Origin of the sequence: Streptomyces aurantiogriseus, from assembly GCF_014649375.1 — a bacterium.
In the GTDB taxonomy this organism is placed as follows: Bacteria; Actinomycetota; Actinomycetes; order Streptomycetales; family Streptomycetaceae; genus Streptomyces; species Streptomyces aurantiogriseus.
The window spans coordinates 40,571-57,559 of the sequence record NZ_BMSX01000024.1 but is presented as its reverse complement, the minus strand read 5'-3'; the positions used below and the strand labels follow the sequence as shown (position 1 = coordinate 57,559).

Here is a 16,989-nt window from a genome sequence, read left to right as displayed (position 1 = left end):
GTCTAGCGGGCCTCCTCGTGCACGTACTGCTGGGGGTCGGAAGTCTGGGGGGTGCTCACGGCAGTGCCCTGCGGGCCGTCGCGAAGCGCGGGCGGTTGTTGAGGTCGGGATGGTCGGCCGCGTCGGCCCAGCCCCGCTCCTCGGTGAAGATCCACGGCACCTGGCCGCCCTGCGTGTCGGCGTGCTCGATCACGACGACGCCGCCGGGGCGCAGGAGCCGGTGTGCGGTGCGTTCCAGGCCCCGGATGAGGTCGAGGCCGTCCTCGCCGGAGAACAGGGCCAGGTCGGGGTCGTAGTCCCGGGCCTCGGGGGCGACGTACTCCCACTCGGTGAGCGGGATGTAGGGCGGGTTGGAGATGACCAGGTCGGCCTGGCCGTCGAGGTCGGGGAAGGCGTCCAGGGCGTTGCCCTGACGCAGGTCGACCCTGGACCCCTCGACGTTCTTGCGGGTCCACACCAGGGCGTCCTCGGACAGCTCCACGGCGTGCACACGGGAGCGCGGGACCTCCTGGGCGAGGGCGAGCGCGATGGCGCCGGAGCCCGTGCACAGGTCGACGATGCAGGGTTCCACGACGTCCATGGCGCGTACGGCGTCTATGGCCCACCCGACCACGGACTCGGTCTCGGGCCGCGGCACGAACACGCCGGGCCCGACCTGGAGTTCCAGGTAGCGGAAGAAGGCGCGCCCGGTGATGTGCTGCAGCGGCTCCCGCTGCTCACGGCGTGCGATGACCTCCCAGTACCGGGCGTCGAAGTCCGAGTCCTTCACGGAGTGCAACTCGCCCCGCTTCACGCCGTGCACGAACGCGGCGAGCTCCTCCGCGTCGTTGCGCGGCGAGGGCACGCCGGCGTCGGCCAGCCGCTGGGTGGCCTGGGCCACCTCCGCAAGCAGCAGGTTCACGCAAGTCCTCCGTGGGGTGCTCGTACGGGCCTACGCCTCTTACGCGGCTGCCAGCTTCGCCGCCGAGTCCGCGTCGACGCAGGCCTGGATCACCGTGTCGAGGTCGCCGTCCAGGACCTGGTCCAGGTTGTACGCCTTGAAGCCGACGCGGTGGTCCGAGATGCGGTTCTCCGGGAAGTTGTAGGTGCGGATCTTCTCGGAGCGGTCGACGGTGCGGACCTGGCTGCGGCGGGCGTCGGCGGCCTCCCGCTCCGCCTCCTCCTGCGCCGCCGCGAGCAGCCTGGAGCGCAGGATACGCATCGCCTGCTCCTTGTTCTGCAGCTGGCTCTTCTCGTTCTGGCAGGAGGCGACGACTCCGGTGGGAATGTGCGTGATGCGCACCGCGGAGTCGGTGGTGTTGACGGACTGACCGCCCGGGCCGGAGGACCGGTAGACGTCGATGCGGAGGTCGTTCGGATTGATCTCGACGTCGACCTCCTCGGCCTCCGGCGTGACGAGCACACCGGCCGCGGAGGTGTGGATACGGCCCTGGGACTCGGTGGCCGGCACGCGCTGCACGCGGTGCACACCGCCCTCGTACTTCAGCCGCGCCCAGACGCCCTGACCGGGCTCGGACGCGCCCCGCGTCTTGACCGCGACCTGGACGTCCTTGTAGCCGCCCAGCTCCGACTCGGTGGCGTCGATGATCTCGGTCTTCCAGCCGACGCGCTCGGCGTAGCGCAGGTACATCCGCAGCAGGTCGCCCGCGAACAGCGCGGACTCGTCACCGCCGGCGCCCGCCTTGATCTCCAGAATGACGTCCTTGTCGTCACTCGGGTCGCGCGGGATGAGCAGGAAGCGCAGCTTCTCCGTCAGCTCCTCGCGCTGCTTCTCCAGCTCCTTGACCTCGGCGGCGAAGTCGGGGTCGTCGGCGGCGAGTTCACGCGCGGTCTCGATGTCGTCGCCGGTCTGCTTCCAGGAGCGGAACGTGGCGACGATCGGGGTGAGCTCGGCGTACCGCTTGTTCAGCTTGCGCGCGTTGGCCTGGTCGGCGTGGACCGACGGGTCGGCGAGCTTCTTCTCCAGGTCGGCGTGCTCACCGACGAGTTCCTCGACGGCCTCGAACATCTCTGGCTCCTGTACTGCGGACGAAAGGGAAGGCGGGCGACCAAAAACGCCGGTCCCGGCGCACGCCTCGGAAGGGCGCGCGGCCGTGGACCGGCGAAATGGGGCTCGCTACTTCTTGGAGCCGGCGGCCTTGCCGAAGCGGGCCTCGAAGCGGGCCACACGGCCACCGGTGTCGAGGATCTTCTGCTTGCCCGTGTAGAACGGGTGGCACTCGGAGCAGACGTCGGCGCGGATGGTACCGGCCTCGATCGTGCTGCGCGTGGTGAACGACGCGCCGCAGGTGCAGCTGACCTGCGTCTCGACGTACGCGGGGTGGATGTCGCGCTTCAAGGTGTCTCCTAGGTATCGGGAGGGCGCCGGGTCGCCACCGCGGGATGCGAAGGCGTGAACCGGAGCCGACGTACCAGTCTGCCAGGACTGGCGCCATCCCCCAAAACCGGGGGGTGAACCGATCTATTCCCCGGGGTCCGGGCTCGCGCCGGGACCACCGCTCGACGGCCCTACGACGACGTCACGACTCCCGCCGCCTCGCCCGTGGCGGTGCCCTCGGTGGCCGTCTTCGGGATGGGCTGGTCGTTCTTGAGGGCCGTCCAGACCTGCTGGGCCTTCTTCTCCTGGACGAGGACCCGGTTGGGGTTGGCGGGGTCGTACTGGACCGGCATCGTGACCATGTTCATGTCGGCCGCACTGATGCCCTTGAGGCCCTCCGCGAAGGACATCAGGGAGTTCAGCGAGCCGAGGTCGGAGTCGGTGGTGACGGCCTTGGTGGCGGTGTCGGCGAGGTCGTACAGCTTGGTGCCGCTGGTGAAGAGGCCGACCTGCTTGACCTGGTTGACCAGGGCCTTGACGAAGGCCTGCTGGAGCTGGATGCGGCCCAGGTCGGAGCCGTCGCCGACGCCGTGCCGGGTGCGGACCAGGGCGAGGGCCTGCTCACCGTCGAGGTGGTGGGTGCCGGCCTTGAGGTTCAGGTGGCTTTCGGGGTCCTTGATGTTCTTGGTGGTGGTGACCTCGACGCCGCCCAGCTCGTCGATGAGCTTCTGGAAGCCGGAGAAGTCGACCTCCAGGTAGTGGTCCATGCGGACACCGGTGATCGACTCGACGGTCTTGACCGCGCAGGCCGCGCCGCCCGTGGTGTACGCCGAGTTGAACATCACGTCGTTCGCGGCGTCATGGGTGGCGCCCTTGGTGTCGGTGCACTCGGGCCGGTCGATGAGGGTGTCGCGGGGGATGGAGACCACGCTGGCCTGCTTGTGCCCCTCGTACACGTGGATGATCATCGCCGTGTCGGAGCGGGCGCTGCCGTCGTCGGTGCCGCCGCCGAGCTTCTTGTTGGCGCCGGAGCGGGTGTCCGAGCCGAGGACGAGGATGTTCTCGGAGCCGTTGTCGACCTTCGTGGGACGGTCGGTGCCGAGGGCCTGGTCGATGTCGACGCTCTTGATGTTGCCGTTGAGCTTGAAGTAGACGTAGCCGAGTCCGGACCCCCCGATGAGCACCAGTCCGGCCGCGGTCCACGCGGCGAGCGTCGCGGCCCTGCGTCGCGCGGTGGGCGGCTTACGACGCGTGCCCGTGCCGGCTATTCGGCCCTTGCTCTGGTCGCCCATATCTCCTCAAGTCCTTGTTGGTCCGATTGCCCCTGGCCGTGGCTTTCAGACACGGTGTGTCCCCCCTTTCGAGTTTTGTTACCCACTGGTGAGACAGCGGAGCGCCATGAAGGGTTGCACAGGTGACTGAGAGGTGAATGAGAAAAGGGTCTGTGCGCCCCGCGTGTCACACGAAGCGCACAGACCCTTGTTCACCTGCGGTTTTCGGCCGGATCAGCCGAACAGGTTGTACGCCTGCCAGCCGGTGCCGAAGTCCTTGCGTGTGGCGAAGATCCCACCGGACGCGGCGCCGTTGCCGTTGCCCGGGTACAGCCAGAGCTTGCCGGCCGAGTCACGGGCCAGGAGGTCCGCGTGACCGTCGCTGTTCACGTCACCGACGGTGATCAGAGCATTGAAGCTGCTGGTGGTGAACTTGCCGACGAGACGGCGGGCCTCGAACGGAGCGGAGGCCTTGCCGGTGCCCTTGTAGAGGTAGGTCGAGCCGTCGGAGGTGCGGGCGAGGATGTCGGCCTTGCCGTCGTTGGTGAAGTCACCGTGGCCGCGGACCGCGTTGTACTGGCCCCAGCCGCCGCCGACCAGGGTCGGCGCGGCGAAGCCGCCGACGCCGTTGCCCGCGTAGATGTGGAGGTAGCCGGTGGAGTTCACCGCGAGCATGTCGGGCTTGTCGTCGCCGGTGACATCACCGGGGACGAGGATCTGCTTGTGCTTGCCCCAGCCCTTGGCGACGAGCTTGAACTGCCAGTCGCCCTCGGCGCCGTCGGGCCCGGGCACGTAGTGGTCCCAGTACACGTCACCGTTGCCGATGCGGTACAGCAGGTCGTCGTAGTCGTCCACGTTCAGGTCGTTCTGGACGAGCAGGTTGACGTTGCCGAAGTTGCCGAGGTTGTAGGTGCGGGTCAGACCCGTGACCTTGGAGTGCCAGCTGAACAGGCTGGCGTCCGACGTACGACGCGCCAGCAGGTCGGCGGTGTGGTCGAGGCTCCAGTTGGCGTCGTTGACCCGGGCGCGGATCGGAGCGGCGTACGTGCTCACCTTCGCGTACACGCCGTACTTGCCCTCAGCCGAGCAGTTGATGTCACCCCAGGAGACGATGCCGACGAGCTTGCCGCCGGCCACCAGCGGGCCGCCGGAGTCACCGTTGCAGGTGGTCTCGGAGGTGGCGTCGTCACCGGTAGGAGCGGCACCAGCGCAGACCATGTGGCCGACGATGTAGTCCGAGCCGTACGCGGTCTGGCACGCGGCGTTGGAGTTGATGTCGGCGTCCGCGACCTTGAGCGTCTGCGAGCCGCTGTCGGGGACGGTGGAGCTGGTGCGGCCCCAGCCGTACACCTTGGCGTCCGTGCCCGGGGTGTAGAGCGCCGTGTCGGTGTTCTGCATGATCGGCAGCGGCTTGGCCTTGACCGGAGCGGTCAGGGTGAGCACGGCCACGTCGTTGTCGATCGTGACGGGGCTGTACTGCGGGTGGTTCCACTGACGGTACGCACCGCGCAGCTCACCGCCGTGGTAGTCCCAGCTGCCGTCGGGGTTCTGGGTAGGGATCTGGTCCGTGCCGGTGATGACCGTGCCGGTCTCGTACCACTTGATGCCCTTGACACAGTGCGCGGCGGTGACGACCTTCGACGGAGCGACGACGACGCCGCCGCAGAAGTAGCCGTTGCCCTCTGCGTCCTTGAAGTGGAGCTGGGCCATCCACGGCGCCGTGGAGATGGTGGTCTCCTGGCCGCCGATGATGCGCGTGGACGGCGCGGTGGTCTGGGCCGACCGCGGCGACGTGACGAGCTTCTGCTTGCTGGCCTCGTCGGCCTTCATCGCCTCGACCGCGCGGGAGCGCAGTTCCTTCTGGGAGAGCGGAGCGGCCTTCTGCTGGGAGGCGGTGATCTCCGGACGCTCGCCGGCTTCCGCGGCCTGCGAGCCGGACATCATCAGCGCCGTGCCGCCCAGGGCGAGCGCGGCGGCGACGGCCGGTACCGCAAGTCTCATGCGGCGCTTGTGCCGACCACCACGGGTGCGTATCTGCACGCGGTAACCCCTCGGGTTGTACCGGCAGAACGCATCCGCTCCACCGGTGGAAACTGGGTCATCGGTGGGGCGCGAGAACATGTGGACAGGCCTGAGCTGAGGCCCCCCGGCCTCTCATGGCACTGCGGCGGAATCCCCCCCACCTCGATTGGGCGATGATACGCGCGTCAACTGGTGGTTGAACAGTGGCCGGTGGGGTCACGGACAAAACGAGACCGCCCCGTCACCTCGGAGGTGACGGGGCGGTCCGTTACGCGGTTACACGGTTACATCGAACCGCGTACCGATAGGACGTCAGTCGCCGTTCGGCATCGGCGTCGTCTTCTGGATCTGCAGCAGGAACTCGGCGTTCGACTTCGTCTGCTTCATCTTGTCCAGCAGCAGCTCGATCGCCTGCTGCTGGTCGAGCGCGTGCAGCACCCGCCGCAGCTTCCAGACGATGGCGAGCTCCTCGTTGCCGAGCAGGATCTCTTCCTTACGGGTACCGGACGCGTCGACGTCCACCGCCGGGAAGATGCGCTTGTCCGCGAGCTTCCGGTCGAGCTTGAGCTCGGCGTTGCCCGTGCCCTTGAACTCCTCGAAGATCACCTCGTCCATGCGGGACCCGGTGTCCACCAGCGCGGTGGCGAGGATGGTGAGCGAGCCGCCGTCCTCGATGTTCCGCGCCGCACCGAAGAAGCGCTTCGGCGGGTACAGGGCGGTCGAGTCGACACCACCGGACAGGATGCGGCCGGAAGCCGGCGCGGCCAGGTTGTACGCACGGCCCAGACGCGTGATCGAGTCGAGCAGCACGACGACGTCGTGGCCGAGCTCGACCAGGCGCTTCGCACGCTCGATCGCCAGCTCGGCGACCGTGGTGTGGTCCTCGGCCGGGCGGTCGAAGGTCGAGGAGATGACCTCGCCCTTGACCGACCGCTGCATGTCGGTGACCTCTTCCGGACGCTCGTCGACGAGGACGACCATCAGGTGGCACTCGGGGTTGTTGTGCGTGATCGCGTTGGCGATCGCCTGCATGATCATGGTCTTGCCGGTCTTCGGCGGGGCCACGATCAGACCGCGCTGACCCTTACCGATCGGCGACACCAGGTCGATGATGCGGGTGGTGAGGACACCGGGGTCCGTCTCCAGGCGGAGGCGGTCCTGCGGGTACAGCGGCGTCAGCTTGTTGAACTCCGGGCGGCCACGGCCGTGTTCGGGCGCCATGCCGTTGACGGAGTCCAGACGGACCAGCGCGTTGAACTTCTCGCGCCGCTCGCCTTCCTTGGGCTGACGCACGGCACCGGTGATGTGGTCACCCTTGCGCAGGCCGTTCTTGCGGACCTGGGCGAGGGAGACGTACACGTCGTTCGGACCCGGCAGGTAGCCCGACGTACGGATGAAGGCGTAGTTGTCGAGGATGTCCAGGATGCCCGCGACGGGGATCAGGACATCGTCCTCGGCGATCTGCGGCTCGGCGGCGCCCATCTCGTCGCGGCCACGGCGGCCACGGCGGTCACGGTAGCGGCCGCGACGGCCACGGCGGCCGCCCTCGAAGTCGTCGTCGTCCTGCGGACCGGCGCCCCGGTCCGGACGGCCGCCGCCCTGCTGCTGGCTCTGCTGCTGGCGCTGGCCGCCCTGCCCCTGGTCGTCGCCCTTGCCACGGCGGTCGCGGTCGCGGTCACGGCCGCGCTCACGGCGGTCACGACGGCGGCCCTCGCCACCGTCGGCCTCACCCTTGGCCTCTCCCTGCGGCTGGGCCTGCTCGGGCTGCGCCGGGGTCTCGGTCTTGGGCGCGGCCTTGGCCTCGGCCGTGACGGTCTCGGGGCTGCCCGCCTCGGCGGTGGCGCGGCGACGGCGGCGCTCGGTGGGGGCGTCGTTGCTGGCCGGCTGGCCGGGGATCTCGATCTGCTGCTGGGCCACGGCCTTCTCGGCGGGGGCCTCGGCCGGGGCGGCGGCCGCCTTCTTCTCGGCGGTGTCGTCGCCCGTACGCGCCTTCGAGGTGGCACGGCGCTTCGGCTTGGTCTCGGTGGGGGCTTCGGCCTTCGCGGCCGGGGCGCCACCTGCGGCCTGCGCCTCCTTGATGACCTCGATCAGCTGGCTCTTGCGCATACGCGCGGTGCCCCTGATGCCGAGGCCGGATGCGACCTGCTGCAGCTCGGCCAGCACCATGCCCTCGAGGCCGGTACCGCGGCGCCGCCGGGAGCCGGCACCGGTGGCAGGCGCGGAGGCGTCCGTGGCGGGCGCGGCAGCGGTCTCCTCGACACGTGCGCCCATCAGATCGGTGGTGTCGCTCACGAAGGGTCCTTCCCTGGAGCGGACGTCGGCCTGTCTGGCTCGGCGACCGGTTGTGCTGTCCGACTTCGGTCCTTGATGTGGCGAAGCCGGGGCGGTGGTCCGCCAAAGCGGCGGAAGAGATAACTGGTGATTGGCGCTTCCTCGACGAGCCGTGACACCGAGTGTCAGGTGGCGTGGTCGCACCGGTTCCGGAGCGTGCCCGGCAGACCGCTCAGCGTCGCTGTACGGCGTACTGCCCAGGTACGACGTACGGAACGCAGTGCGGCTTGGGGAGCTCCCGGAAGAATGTCTGTCCCGGACGGGGACACGAAGCACCTCGCCATGGTGGGGTCGGGTGCAGACTTGAGGTTAACACTACCGGATCCAACAAACATTCCCCCTCTCGAAATCCGGCAACCGTGCGCTTTTAAATGTCCCCGGAGGGCGCAAGCGGCAGCACGCTCGCTCCCTGCAGGTCCAGGGCCAGCCGGTTCGCGGCCCAGTCCGCGCCCGCCAGGGCCTCGACCTTGTCGGCCGTGTCCGCGTCGGCCAGCGCCATCACGGTGGGTCCGGCGCCGGAGATCACCGCGGGGATCCCGTCGGCGCGCAGCCGCTCCACCAGCGCGGCGCTCTCCGGCATGGCCGGCGCGCGGTACTCCTGGTGGAGGCGGTCCTCGGTGGCGGGCAGCAGCAGCTCGGGGCGCCGGGTGAGGGCCTCGACGAGCAGGGCGGCACGGCCCGCGTTGGTGGCGGCGTCGACGTGCGGCACGGTGCGCGGGAGCAGGCCGCGCGCGGTCTCCGTCAGGACCGGCTTTCCGGGCACGAAAACCACCGGAACGATGGAATCGGAGGGCTCCATCCTGATCGCCCGCGCGGCGCCCGCCTCCATCCAGGAGAGGGTGAAACCGCCGAGCAGACAGGCCGCGACGTTGTCCGGATGGCCCTCGATCTCGGTCGCGAGCTCCAGAAGCGCGGTGTCGTCCAGCTTGGACTCCCCGCCTATGGTCACGGCGCGGGCGGCGACGATTCCGGCGCAGATGGCGGCGGAGGAGGAGCCGAGGCCGCGGCCGTGCGGGATGCGGTTGGCGCAGACGATCTCCAGGCCGCGCGGCTGCCCGCCCAGGACGTCGAAGGCGGTGCGCAGGGAGCGGACGAGAAGGTGCTTCTCGTCACGCGGCAGCGTCTCGCTGCCCTCCCCCGCGATGTCGATGTGCAGCCCGGAGTCGGCCACCCGGACGACCACGTCGTCGTACAGCCCCAGCGCGAGGCCGAGGGCGTCGAAGCCCGGGCCGAGGTTGGCGCTGGTGGCGGGGACGCGCACCCGGACGGCGGCGGCGCGGAACGCTGGACCGGCCATCGCTCGTTGACTCTCCTTGAGCTGCGTGATGGTCGAATGACATTCGATGACGTACGAAGACCCACGGGCCGCTCAGACGGCGCGGCCCCGTTGCCGGCCGCGCGATATGCGGAGGCATATGCGGTAGGCGGGTTCGGTACAGCCTATCGAAGGAAGGTTCTGTGGCGACATAGGGCGCACAGGAGGCGCACGATGCGTGTCGTAAGCCCCCTGTGCACCCCCGAGGGGGTTAACCCCCTCGATTGCGTTTGGGCTCCCTGATCAGGCGAGGCCGAGGCGCGCGGCCGCGGTCACCGCGTCGACGGGGACGGTGACCGGCTGCGGGGCGCCGGCGACGGCCCAGTCCGGGTCCTTCAGTCCGTTGCCGGTGACGGTGCACACGATCTTCTGCCCCGGGTCGACCTTGCCCTGCTCGGCGGCCTTGAGCAGACCGGCCACGGACGCGGCGGACGCGGGCTCCACGAAGACGCCCTCCTGCGCGGCCAACAGCCGGTAGGCGCGCAGGATTTCACGGTCCGTCACCTCGTCGATGAGACCGCCGGACTCGTCCCGCGCCGCCAGCGCGTACTGCCAGGAGGCGGGGTTGCCGATCCGGATCGCGGTGGCGATGGTCGACGGGTCCTTGACGACCTCGCCGCGCACGATCGGGGCACTGCCGGACGCCTGGAAACCCCACATTCGGGGGGTCCTGGCGGCGACGCCGTCGGCGGCGTACTCCTTGTACCCCTTCCAGTACGCGGTGATGTTGCCCGCGTTGCCGACCGGCAGGACATGGATGTCGGGGGCGTCCCCGAGCATGTCCACGATCTCGAACGCGGCCGTCTTCTGGCCCTCGATACGTACCGGGTTGACCGAATTGACCAGCGCCACGGGGTAGTTGTCGCTCAGTGAGCGGGCGAGCGTGAGGCAGTCGTCGAAGTTGCCGTCGACCTGCAGGATCTTCGCGCCGTGCACGAGGGCCTGGCCCATCTTGCCGAGCGCGATCTTGCCCTGCGGGACGAGCACGGCCGACACCATGCCGGCGCGCACGGCGTACGCGGCGGCGGAGGCCGACGTGTTGCCCGTGGAGGCGCAGATGACCGCCTTCGCGCCCTCCTCCTTGGCCCGGGTGATGGCCATGGTCATGCCGCGGTCCTTGAAGGACCCGGTGGGGTTGGCACCCTCGACCTTGAGGTGGACCTCGCAGCCCGTGCGCTCGGAGAGCACCTGCGCGGGCACGAGGGGCGTGCCGCCCTCGCGGAGCGTCACGACCGGCGTGCTGTCGGATACCGGCAGCCGGTCCCGGTACTCCTCGATGATTCCGCGCCACTGGTGGGTCATTGCTGGTTACTCTCCTTCAACCCGCATGATGCTGGCGACACCCCGCACGGTGTCGAGCTTGCGCAACGCCTCGACGGTCCCGGACAGGGAGGCGTCGGACGCGCGGTGGGTGACGACGACGAGGGAGGCCTCACCGTCCTTGCCCTGCTGACGAACCGTATCGATGGACACCCCGTGCTCGGCGAACACGGTCGCGACCTGGGCGAGAACACCCGGTTTGTCCGCGACGTCGAGGCTGATGTGGTAGCGGGTGACCACGTCACCCATCGGCGACACGGGCAGGGCGGCGTACGCCGACTCGCCGGGCCCCGTTGCCCCGCTGAGCCGGTTGCGGCAGACGGCGACGAGGTCGCCGAGGACGGCGGAGGCGGTGGGCGCACCGCCCGCGCCGGGGCCGTAGAACATGAGCTGACCGGCGGCGTCCGACTCCACGAACACGGCGTTGTACGCACCGCGCACGGAGGCGAGCGGGTGGGTCAGCGGAATCATGGCCGGGTGCACGCGCGCGGTGACGGAGCCCCCGTCCGCGGCCCGCTCGCAGATGGCGAGCAGCTTGATGGTGCAGCCCATCTCCTTGGCGGAGGCGAAGTCGGCCGCCGTGACCTCGGTCATGCCCTCGCGGTAGACGTCGTCGAGACGCACGCGCGTGTGGAAGGCGATCCCGGCGAGGATGGCGGCCTTGGCGGCGGCGTCGAACCCCTCGACGTCGGCGGTGGGATCGGCCTCGGCGTACCCGAGGGCCGTGGCCTCGTCCAGAGCCTCCTGATAACCGGCGCCCGTGCTGTCCATCTTGTCGAGGATGAAGTTGGTGGTCCCGTTGACGATGCCCATCACCCGGTTGATCTTGTCGCCGGCGAGGGACTCGCGCAGCGGGCGGATCAACGGGATGGCGCCGGCGACGGCGGCCTCGTAGTAGAGGTCCTCGCCGTGCTCCTCGGCGGCCGCGTGCAGGGCGGCGCCGTCCTGGGCGAGCAGGGCCTTGTTGGCGGAGACGACGGAGGCGCCGTACTCGAAGGCGGTGGTGATGAGGGTGCGCGCGGGCTCGATGCCCCCGATGACCTCGACGACGACGTCGATGTCCCCGCGTTTGACGAGGGCGGTGGCGTCGGTGGTGACGAGGGCGGGGTCAATGCCCTCCCTGACCTTGGAGGGCCGCCGCACGGCCACACCCGCCAGCTCGACGGGCGCCCCGATCCTGGCGGCGAGGTCGTCGGCGTGCGTCGTCATGATGCGCGCCACCTCTGAGCCGACCACTCCACAGCCCAGCAGCGCCACCTTCAGCGGACGCGTACGCATCATCCGACCTCGTTTCCTCATACCGTCTACGGTTGCACCAGTCTCACTCACCGGACCGGAGTTTCTATCCCCGGTCCGGATCGTGAGACGTCTATTTCATTTCCCCGGGGCCGGCAGACAGGAGATCTTCCGCCCCTTTTTTCGATGGAGCCTTCCGGACCTTTCGGCCTTCCGGACCTTTCGGCCTTTCGGCTTTTCGGCCTTTCTCAGCTCCGGTTCTCAGCCGACGTCGAGCCGCAGGAGGTCCTCCTCCGTCTCACGCCGGACGATGACCCGGGCCTCCCCCTCGTGCACGGCGACGACCGGCGGCCGCAGCACATGGTTGTAGTTGCTGGCCATGGACCGGCAGTACGCGCCCGTGGCCGGTACGGCGATCAGGTCACCCGGTGCCAGGTCCCCCGGCAGGAACGCGTCCTTCACCACGATGTCACCGCTCTCACAGTGCTTGCCGACCACCCGGGCCAGCATCGGCTCGGCGTCGGAGGTGCGGGAGACGAGGGCGACGCTGTACTCCGCGTCGTACAGCGCGGTACGGATGTTGTCCGACATGCCTCCGTCGACGGAGACGTACGTCCGCAGCCCGTCGAGGGGCTTGATGGTGCCGACCTCGTAGAGGGTGAAGGCGGTCGGCCCGACGATGGCGCGGCCGGGCTCGACGGAGATACGCGGCGTGCGGAGTCGGGCGGCCTCGCACTCACGGGTGACGATCTCGGTGAGCGCCTTGGCGATCTCGTGCGGCTCGCGGGGGTCGTCGTCGCTGGTGTAGGCGATCCCGAGACCACCACCGAGGTCGATCTCGGGCAGCTCGACGCCGTGCTCGTCACGGATGTCCTTGAGCAGCCCGACGACCCGGTGGGCGGCGACCTCGAAGCCGGACATGTCGAAGATCTGCGACCCGATGTGGCTGTGAATCCCGATCAGCTCGAGCCCGTCGAGCTGGAGGGCGCGGCGGACGGCCTCGGCGGCCTGTCCCCCGGCAAGCGGGATACCGAACTTCTGGTCTTCATGGGCCGTGGCGATGAACTCGTGCGTATGTGCTTCCACGCCGACGGTGACACGGATCTGCACGCGCTGCCGCCTGCCGAGGGACTGGGCGATGTGCGCGACGCGGACGATCTCCTGGAAGGAGTCGAGAACGATCCGCCCGACGCCGGCGCGGATGGCCCTGTCGATCTCCTCCTTGGACTTGTTGTTGCCGTGGAAGGCGATGCGGTCGGCGGGCATGCCGGCGGAGAGGGCGGTGGCCAGCTCGCCGCCGGAGCAGACGTCGAGGTTGAGCCCTTCCTCGTGCAGCCAGCGGACGACGGCGCGGGAGAGGAAGGCCTTGCCGGCGTAGAAGACGTCGGCGTCGGCCCCGAAGGCGCTGCGCCAGGCCCGCGCCCGCGCCCGGAAGTCGGCCTCGTCGAGGATGTAGGCGGGGGTGCCGTGCTGTTCGGCGATCGTCTTCACGTCGATCCCGCCGACGGTGACGACGCCCTGATCGTCACGACTGACGGTCTGCGCCCACACCTTCGGATCGAGGGCGTTGAGGTCGGCGGGCGGGGCGGAGTAGTGGCCCTCGGGGAGGACGTCGGCGTGACGGGGCCCGGCGGGGTGTGCGGAACGGCTCATGGTGGGCGTGCTCTTTCAGAGGTGATCGGGTGCGTCGATGCCGAGCAGGGTCAGGCCGCCGGCCAGCACCGTCCCGGCGGCTTCGGCGAGCGCGAGCCGGGCGCGGTGGGCGGCCGAGGGTTTCTCGTCTCCGCGCGGGAGGACGGCGGGAAGGAAGGGGACGGCAGTGTCGGCGAGGTCCAGGAGATGCCGGGTGAGGCGGGAGGGGGCGCCGATTCCGTCCGGGTGCGGGAGAGCGCCGGCCGTGGTGAGCACGCGGGGGTAGTCCGCGAGGAGGGTCACGAGGGACCGGGTGTCCGGCACCTCCACGTCGCCGGGGTCGGCGGTGAATCCGAGGGCGGCGGCGTTACGGCTGACGGCGCGGGTGCGCGCGTGGGCGTAACGGACGCGGAAGAGGGGGTTGCTCTCGCGCTGGACCAGATGGTCGGCGGTGATGCGCGGCCGGTCGTGCGGGGCGGGGTGCAGCAGGGCCCAGCAGGCGGCGTCGAGCCCGAGGGGGGTGGGATCCTCCGGCGCCGGAACGGGCCGCAGGTTCACGGGTTCACAGTGGTCGATCTCGACACGGCCCCCCTGCGAACCCACCATCCGCACGAGCGCGTCGGCGAGCACTTCGGCGCGGACGTCATAGGGGACGCGGAGTTCGAAGACCCGTCCGGCGAGGCTGGAGCTGTGCCCGTAGCGCAGGCCCTCCTGGAGGATCCGCCGGACGAGGGCGGCGGAGGTGGCGGCCTGGTCGAGGCTGATGTTGAGAAAGCCGGGCCCGGTGATCTCGACGCCGACGACGCCTGCGGCGCGGGCGAGGTAAGGCTGCAGCACCTCGGCGACGCGAAGCGGCGGCTGCCCGGCGGGACGGGCCAGCTGCAGGGCGACGTTGGTGGCGTAGTCCCCGGTCCCTCCCGGCCCGGGCGGCGCCACGACCACCCGCGCGGGAACGGCCACACTCAGCTCCCCGGCGTCGACAGCACGACGTACCGCGTGCAGCACGGTGCGCGAGAGCTCGACGGGGGTCACGGGACAAGGGTAGGGGAGGAGGGGGGTGGGTGAGCGAGCCGGTTTGGTGAGGGTCCGGGATGTGGACGGGGGTGAGAAGGGGAGGTGGGGGCCGGGGGGCGGCTGTGCAGGTCTGCTGGTGGGTGGGGGTTGGGCGCTGGGCCTTCTGTGGGGGTGGCCTTCGCGGATATGGCCCTTCGCGGATATGGCCTCCATGGCTGGGGCCCTCCACGGCTGTGGCCCTCCATGGCTGTGGCCTCCATGGCTGTGGCCTCCATGGCTGTGGATGGGCGGCAGCCGGTTGTTCCTACTCGAGTTCCGACTCGTCTTCCGACTCAGCCGTCGACCCGTTTTCCTACTCGGCAGTCGGCCCGTTTTCCTACTCGGCCGTCGGCCCGTTCCCCACTCCGACGCCTTCCCCGGTGCCGAGCACGGTCCCGATCCCAAGCGCACCTCGAGCATGCATCGGGCCGGTCCCCTCCCCGTCGGCTTCTCTGCTCTTCCCCTCCATCAGCCGCCGCACAAGGCTGACGAGTTCGGCGGGCTCGAAGGGCTTGGGGAGAAAGGCGTCGACGCCGGCTTCGAGGCCGGCCTCGACCTCGTACGGCGTACAGGCGCTGATGATCGCGAGGGGAAGGTCCCGGGTGAGCGGATCGGCACGCAGCCGCGCGGCAGTCCGCAGCCCGTTCAGCCGAGGCATGACGACATCGAGGGTCACAAGATCGGGCCGCACCTGATGAACGACTTCCAGACACTCGGCACCATCGGACGCGGTCACGACCTCGAGGCCCTCCAGCTCGAGATTGACCCTGATCAGCTGCCGGATGACCTTGTTGTCGTCCACAACAAGCACCCGGCCCGACGCGCCTGGCACAACTCGAGAGTAGGTCCGCACCGGCCACCGCGTCCGGGTTTTCCCCACTTCCACCCCGTGCGGGGGACCCACGCCCCCGCCGGCCCCCGTAAACCCGTTCATGAACACCCTGAGGGAGCTGGTAGTGTTCTACTCGTCGCCGCGAGCGAGAAGCTCCGCCCGACACGCCCCCGTAGCTCAGGGGATAGAGCAACGGCCTCCGGAGCCGTGTGCGCAGGTTCGAATCCTGCCGGGGGCACAAACGCCGGAACAGTGTGACCAACCCGCTGATCTGCGGAAGTGCCAGACATTGAGAGCCGGATCCAGTCCCACTGGGTCCGGCTCTTTGTCGTTGTGTATCGCTGGTCGCGAGTGAGTGGCGAGTGGGGACGAGGAGCCGTGAGACAGGTTCCGGCCGACCTGCGCTGCCCACTGAAGTCCAACCAGTACACGCTGCACCAGGTTTGCCGGGGCAGCGGTTCAGAGCTGGCGAGCGCTAGCCTCCCGGCGGGACTGTCTAAGCAGCAGCACGTGAGGGGCAGGGGTACAAGTGGATTCCGGGCAGGCGCGGGAACTCTTCACCAAATATTCCGCAGCGATGGCCTACATCGAGGTGGAGTCCCCAAACGGAGACCTTGGTATCGGGTCTGCGTTTCATGTCGGGGAAGGCGTATTTGTAACGGCCCGCCACGTGGTGGAAAACAAGCAGATCAGGGAGGTCTGCATGACGGAATCTGTCTACATCCCATTCACTGAGGAGGAGTTGCGTACAAAAAAACCCCACACTTTCCTGAACGGTGACACCCCTGTGCACTCGGTGTCAAACAATGCCCTAGTCATAAAGCGAGGACCACTGTTTCTCCCTCGCACTGAAATCGATGTGGCAATCTTCGAGGTTGAGGAAATCAATCCCCGCACACCAGTCATTCCCCTTGGAAGTCATCTCAACGACTTCCTAGGGCAGAGTGACTTCGTGCTGTCGGAGGCTGTCGTTCTGGGGTACCCACCCATCCCGATGTCTACGACACCTGTCCTCGTTGGCGCACGCGCAGAGGTGAACGCTCAGGTCGACCTATACGACTCTTGCGACGTTCATTTCGTTCTGTCCGCCACCGCACGCGGCGGCTTTAGCGGCGGCCTCGCGTTCTCCGAGTGGGGCTTTGCCCTCGGTCTAGTGACTCGATCGCTGCTGACCAACGACGGGACGGCCGAGTCCGGCTACATGTCAGTCCTGTCGATTGAACCAATCTACGAATGCCTCGCCCACCATAAACTGCTGCCCGAATGCCAAGCGGACGGTTGGGACGATCTATGGAATACCCAGACCGTTCATTTCACCCGAGGAGATCGAGGCATTTCTGGTGGGTTCCGGGTACTGGGTTCGGTCGATTCTTTCGATAATGGGCGACGCTACCACCTGACGGTCTGCTGCGATGACGACGTTGAGGTTTTTGAGCAAGCCCTACAAACCGCCACCGCCGCGCTCGGCGAATATCAAACAGAGCTTGTTGAAATCCGCCCCCGGATGACCAGAATTCACATTATGGGGGCGGATCCAGACCCTTCTGTCAGCGCTGCAATCACCGCAGCCTTGACGGCTACCACCAGGCTATTTGCCCAGCATGGCTACACCTCATTGTCGTATCCGCCGGTAGAAACAGAGGACCCTCAGGTGTAGAAG

At 68.8% G+C, this 16,989-nt stretch carries 13 protein-coding genes and 1 tRNA gene; 2 read left to right on the top strand and 12 right to left on the bottom strand.

The annotated features are described in order from the left end of the window. Positions 1 to 55: 55 nt before the first annotated feature. The 12 genes from prmC to IE263_RS37975 form a co-directional block, all read right to left on the bottom strand. Positions 56 to 901 (bottom strand): peptide chain release factor N(5)-glutamine methyltransferase, encoded by an 846-nt coding sequence (gene prmC, locus IE263_RS38030; RefSeq protein WP_189942649.1) that lies wholly within the window; start codon positions 899 to 901, stop codon positions 56 to 58. Between the two features lie 39 nt (positions 902 to 940). Continuing rightward, positions 941 to 2,008: a peptide chain release factor 1 gene (gene prfA, locus IE263_RS38025; protein ID WP_189942648.1), complete on the bottom strand. Its 1,068-nt coding sequence runs from the start codon at positions 2,006 to 2,008 to the stop codon at positions 941 to 943. A gap of 108 nt (positions 2,009 to 2,116) precedes the next feature. Further along, positions 2,117 to 2,338, bottom strand: coding sequence for a 50S ribosomal protein L31 (gene rpmE, locus IE263_RS38020; RefSeq protein ID WP_189942647.1), 222 nt, complete (start codon positions 2,336 to 2,338; stop codon positions 2,117 to 2,119). Positions 2,339 to 2,508: 170 nt separating this feature from the next. Next, positions 2,509 to 3,609, bottom strand: a complete 1,101-nt coding sequence (locus IE263_RS38015; protein WP_189942646.1) for an LCP family protein — start codon at positions 3,607 to 3,609, stop codon at positions 2,509 to 2,511. 213 nt (positions 3,610 to 3,822) lie between these two features. Beyond that, complete coding sequence (locus IE263_RS38010) at positions 3,823 to 5,589, bottom strand: trypsin-like serine protease (RefSeq protein ID WP_189942645.1); 1,767 nt, start codon at positions 5,587 to 5,589, stop codon at positions 3,823 to 3,825. A gap of 333 nt (positions 5,590 to 5,922) precedes the next feature. Continuing rightward, a complete protein-coding gene (gene rho / locus IE263_RS38005) occupies positions 5,923 to 7,902 on the bottom strand; it encodes a transcription termination factor Rho (protein ID WP_189942644.1) in 1,980 nt (659 codons plus the stop codon). A gap of 406 nt (positions 7,903 to 8,308) precedes the next feature. After that, entirely contained in the window at positions 8,309 to 9,238 is a 930-nt protein-coding gene (gene thrB, locus IE263_RS38000) for a homoserine kinase (protein WP_189942643.1), read from the bottom strand. A gap of 261 nt (positions 9,239 to 9,499) precedes the next feature. After that, on the bottom strand, positions 9,500 to 10,558 hold the full coding sequence (gene thrC, locus IE263_RS37995; RefSeq protein ID WP_189942642.1) for a threonine synthase: 1,059 nt from the start codon (positions 10,556 to 10,558) through the stop codon (positions 9,500 to 9,502). 6 nt (positions 10,559 to 10,564) lie between these two features. Further along, positions 10,565 to 11,857, bottom strand: coding sequence for a homoserine dehydrogenase (locus IE263_RS37990; RefSeq protein WP_189942641.1), 1,293 nt, complete (start codon positions 11,855 to 11,857; stop codon positions 10,565 to 10,567). Between the two features lie 216 nt (positions 11,858 to 12,073). Beyond that, complete coding sequence (gene lysA, locus IE263_RS37985) at positions 12,074 to 13,465, bottom strand: diaminopimelate decarboxylase (RefSeq protein WP_189942640.1); 1,392 nt, start codon at positions 13,463 to 13,465, stop codon at positions 12,074 to 12,076. Between the two features lie 15 nt (positions 13,466 to 13,480). Further along, the gene (gene nrtL / locus IE263_RS37980; protein WP_189942639.1) at positions 13,481 to 14,476 is read right to left on the bottom strand and encodes an ArgS-related anticodon-binding protein NrtL; all 996 of its coding nucleotides are present in this window, start codon (positions 14,474 to 14,476) and stop codon (positions 13,481 to 13,483) included. Between the two features lie 358 nt (positions 14,477 to 14,834). Then, entirely contained in the window at positions 14,835 to 15,431 is a 597-nt protein-coding gene (locus IE263_RS37975; protein WP_189942638.1) for a response regulator, read from the bottom strand. A gap of 64 nt (positions 15,432 to 15,495) precedes the next feature. Between IE263_RS37975 and IE263_RS37970 the strand changes: the two genes are divergently transcribed. Both IE263_RS37970 and IE263_RS37965 read left to right on the top strand, forming a co-directional pair. Next, positions 15,496 to 15,567 (top strand) — tRNA-Arg (locus tag IE263_RS37970). A gap of 291 nt (positions 15,568 to 15,858) precedes the next feature. Further along, complete coding sequence (locus IE263_RS37965) at positions 15,859 to 16,986, top strand: trypsin-like peptidase domain-containing protein (RefSeq protein ID WP_189942637.1); 1,128 nt, start codon at positions 15,859 to 15,861, stop codon at positions 16,984 to 16,986. Positions 16,987 to 16,989 lie beyond the last annotated feature (3 nt).

Coding starts and splice junctions, on each gene's coding strand:
- prfA (WP_189942648.1), bottom strand. CDS start 2,008: ATGTTCGAGGCCGTCGAGGAACTCGTCGGTGAGCACGCCGACCTGGAG.
- IE263_RS38015 (WP_189942646.1), bottom strand. CDS start 3,609: ATGGGCGACCAGAGCAAGGGCCGAATAGCCGGCACGGGCACGCGTCGT.
- IE263_RS38010 (WP_189942645.1), bottom strand. CDS start 5,589: ATGAGACTTGCGGTACCGGCCGTCGCCGCCGCGCTCGCCCTGGGCGGC.
- thrB (WP_189942643.1), bottom strand. CDS start 9,238: ATGGCCGGTCCAGCGTTCCGCGCCGCCGCCGTCCGGGTGCGCGTCCCC.
- thrC (WP_189942642.1), bottom strand. CDS start 10,558: ATGACCCACCAGTGGCGCGGAATCATCGAGGAGTACCGGGACCGGCTG.
- IE263_RS37990 (WP_189942641.1), bottom strand. CDS start 11,857: ATGATGCGTACGCGTCCGCTGAAGGTGGCGCTGCTGGGCTGTGGAGTG.
- lysA (WP_189942640.1), bottom strand. CDS start 13,465: ATGAGCCGTTCCGCACACCCCGCCGGGCCCCGTCACGCCGACGTCCTC.
- IE263_RS37975 (WP_189942638.1), bottom strand. CDS start 15,431: ATGAACGGGTTTACGGGGGCCGGCGGGGGCGTGGGTCCCCCGCACGGG.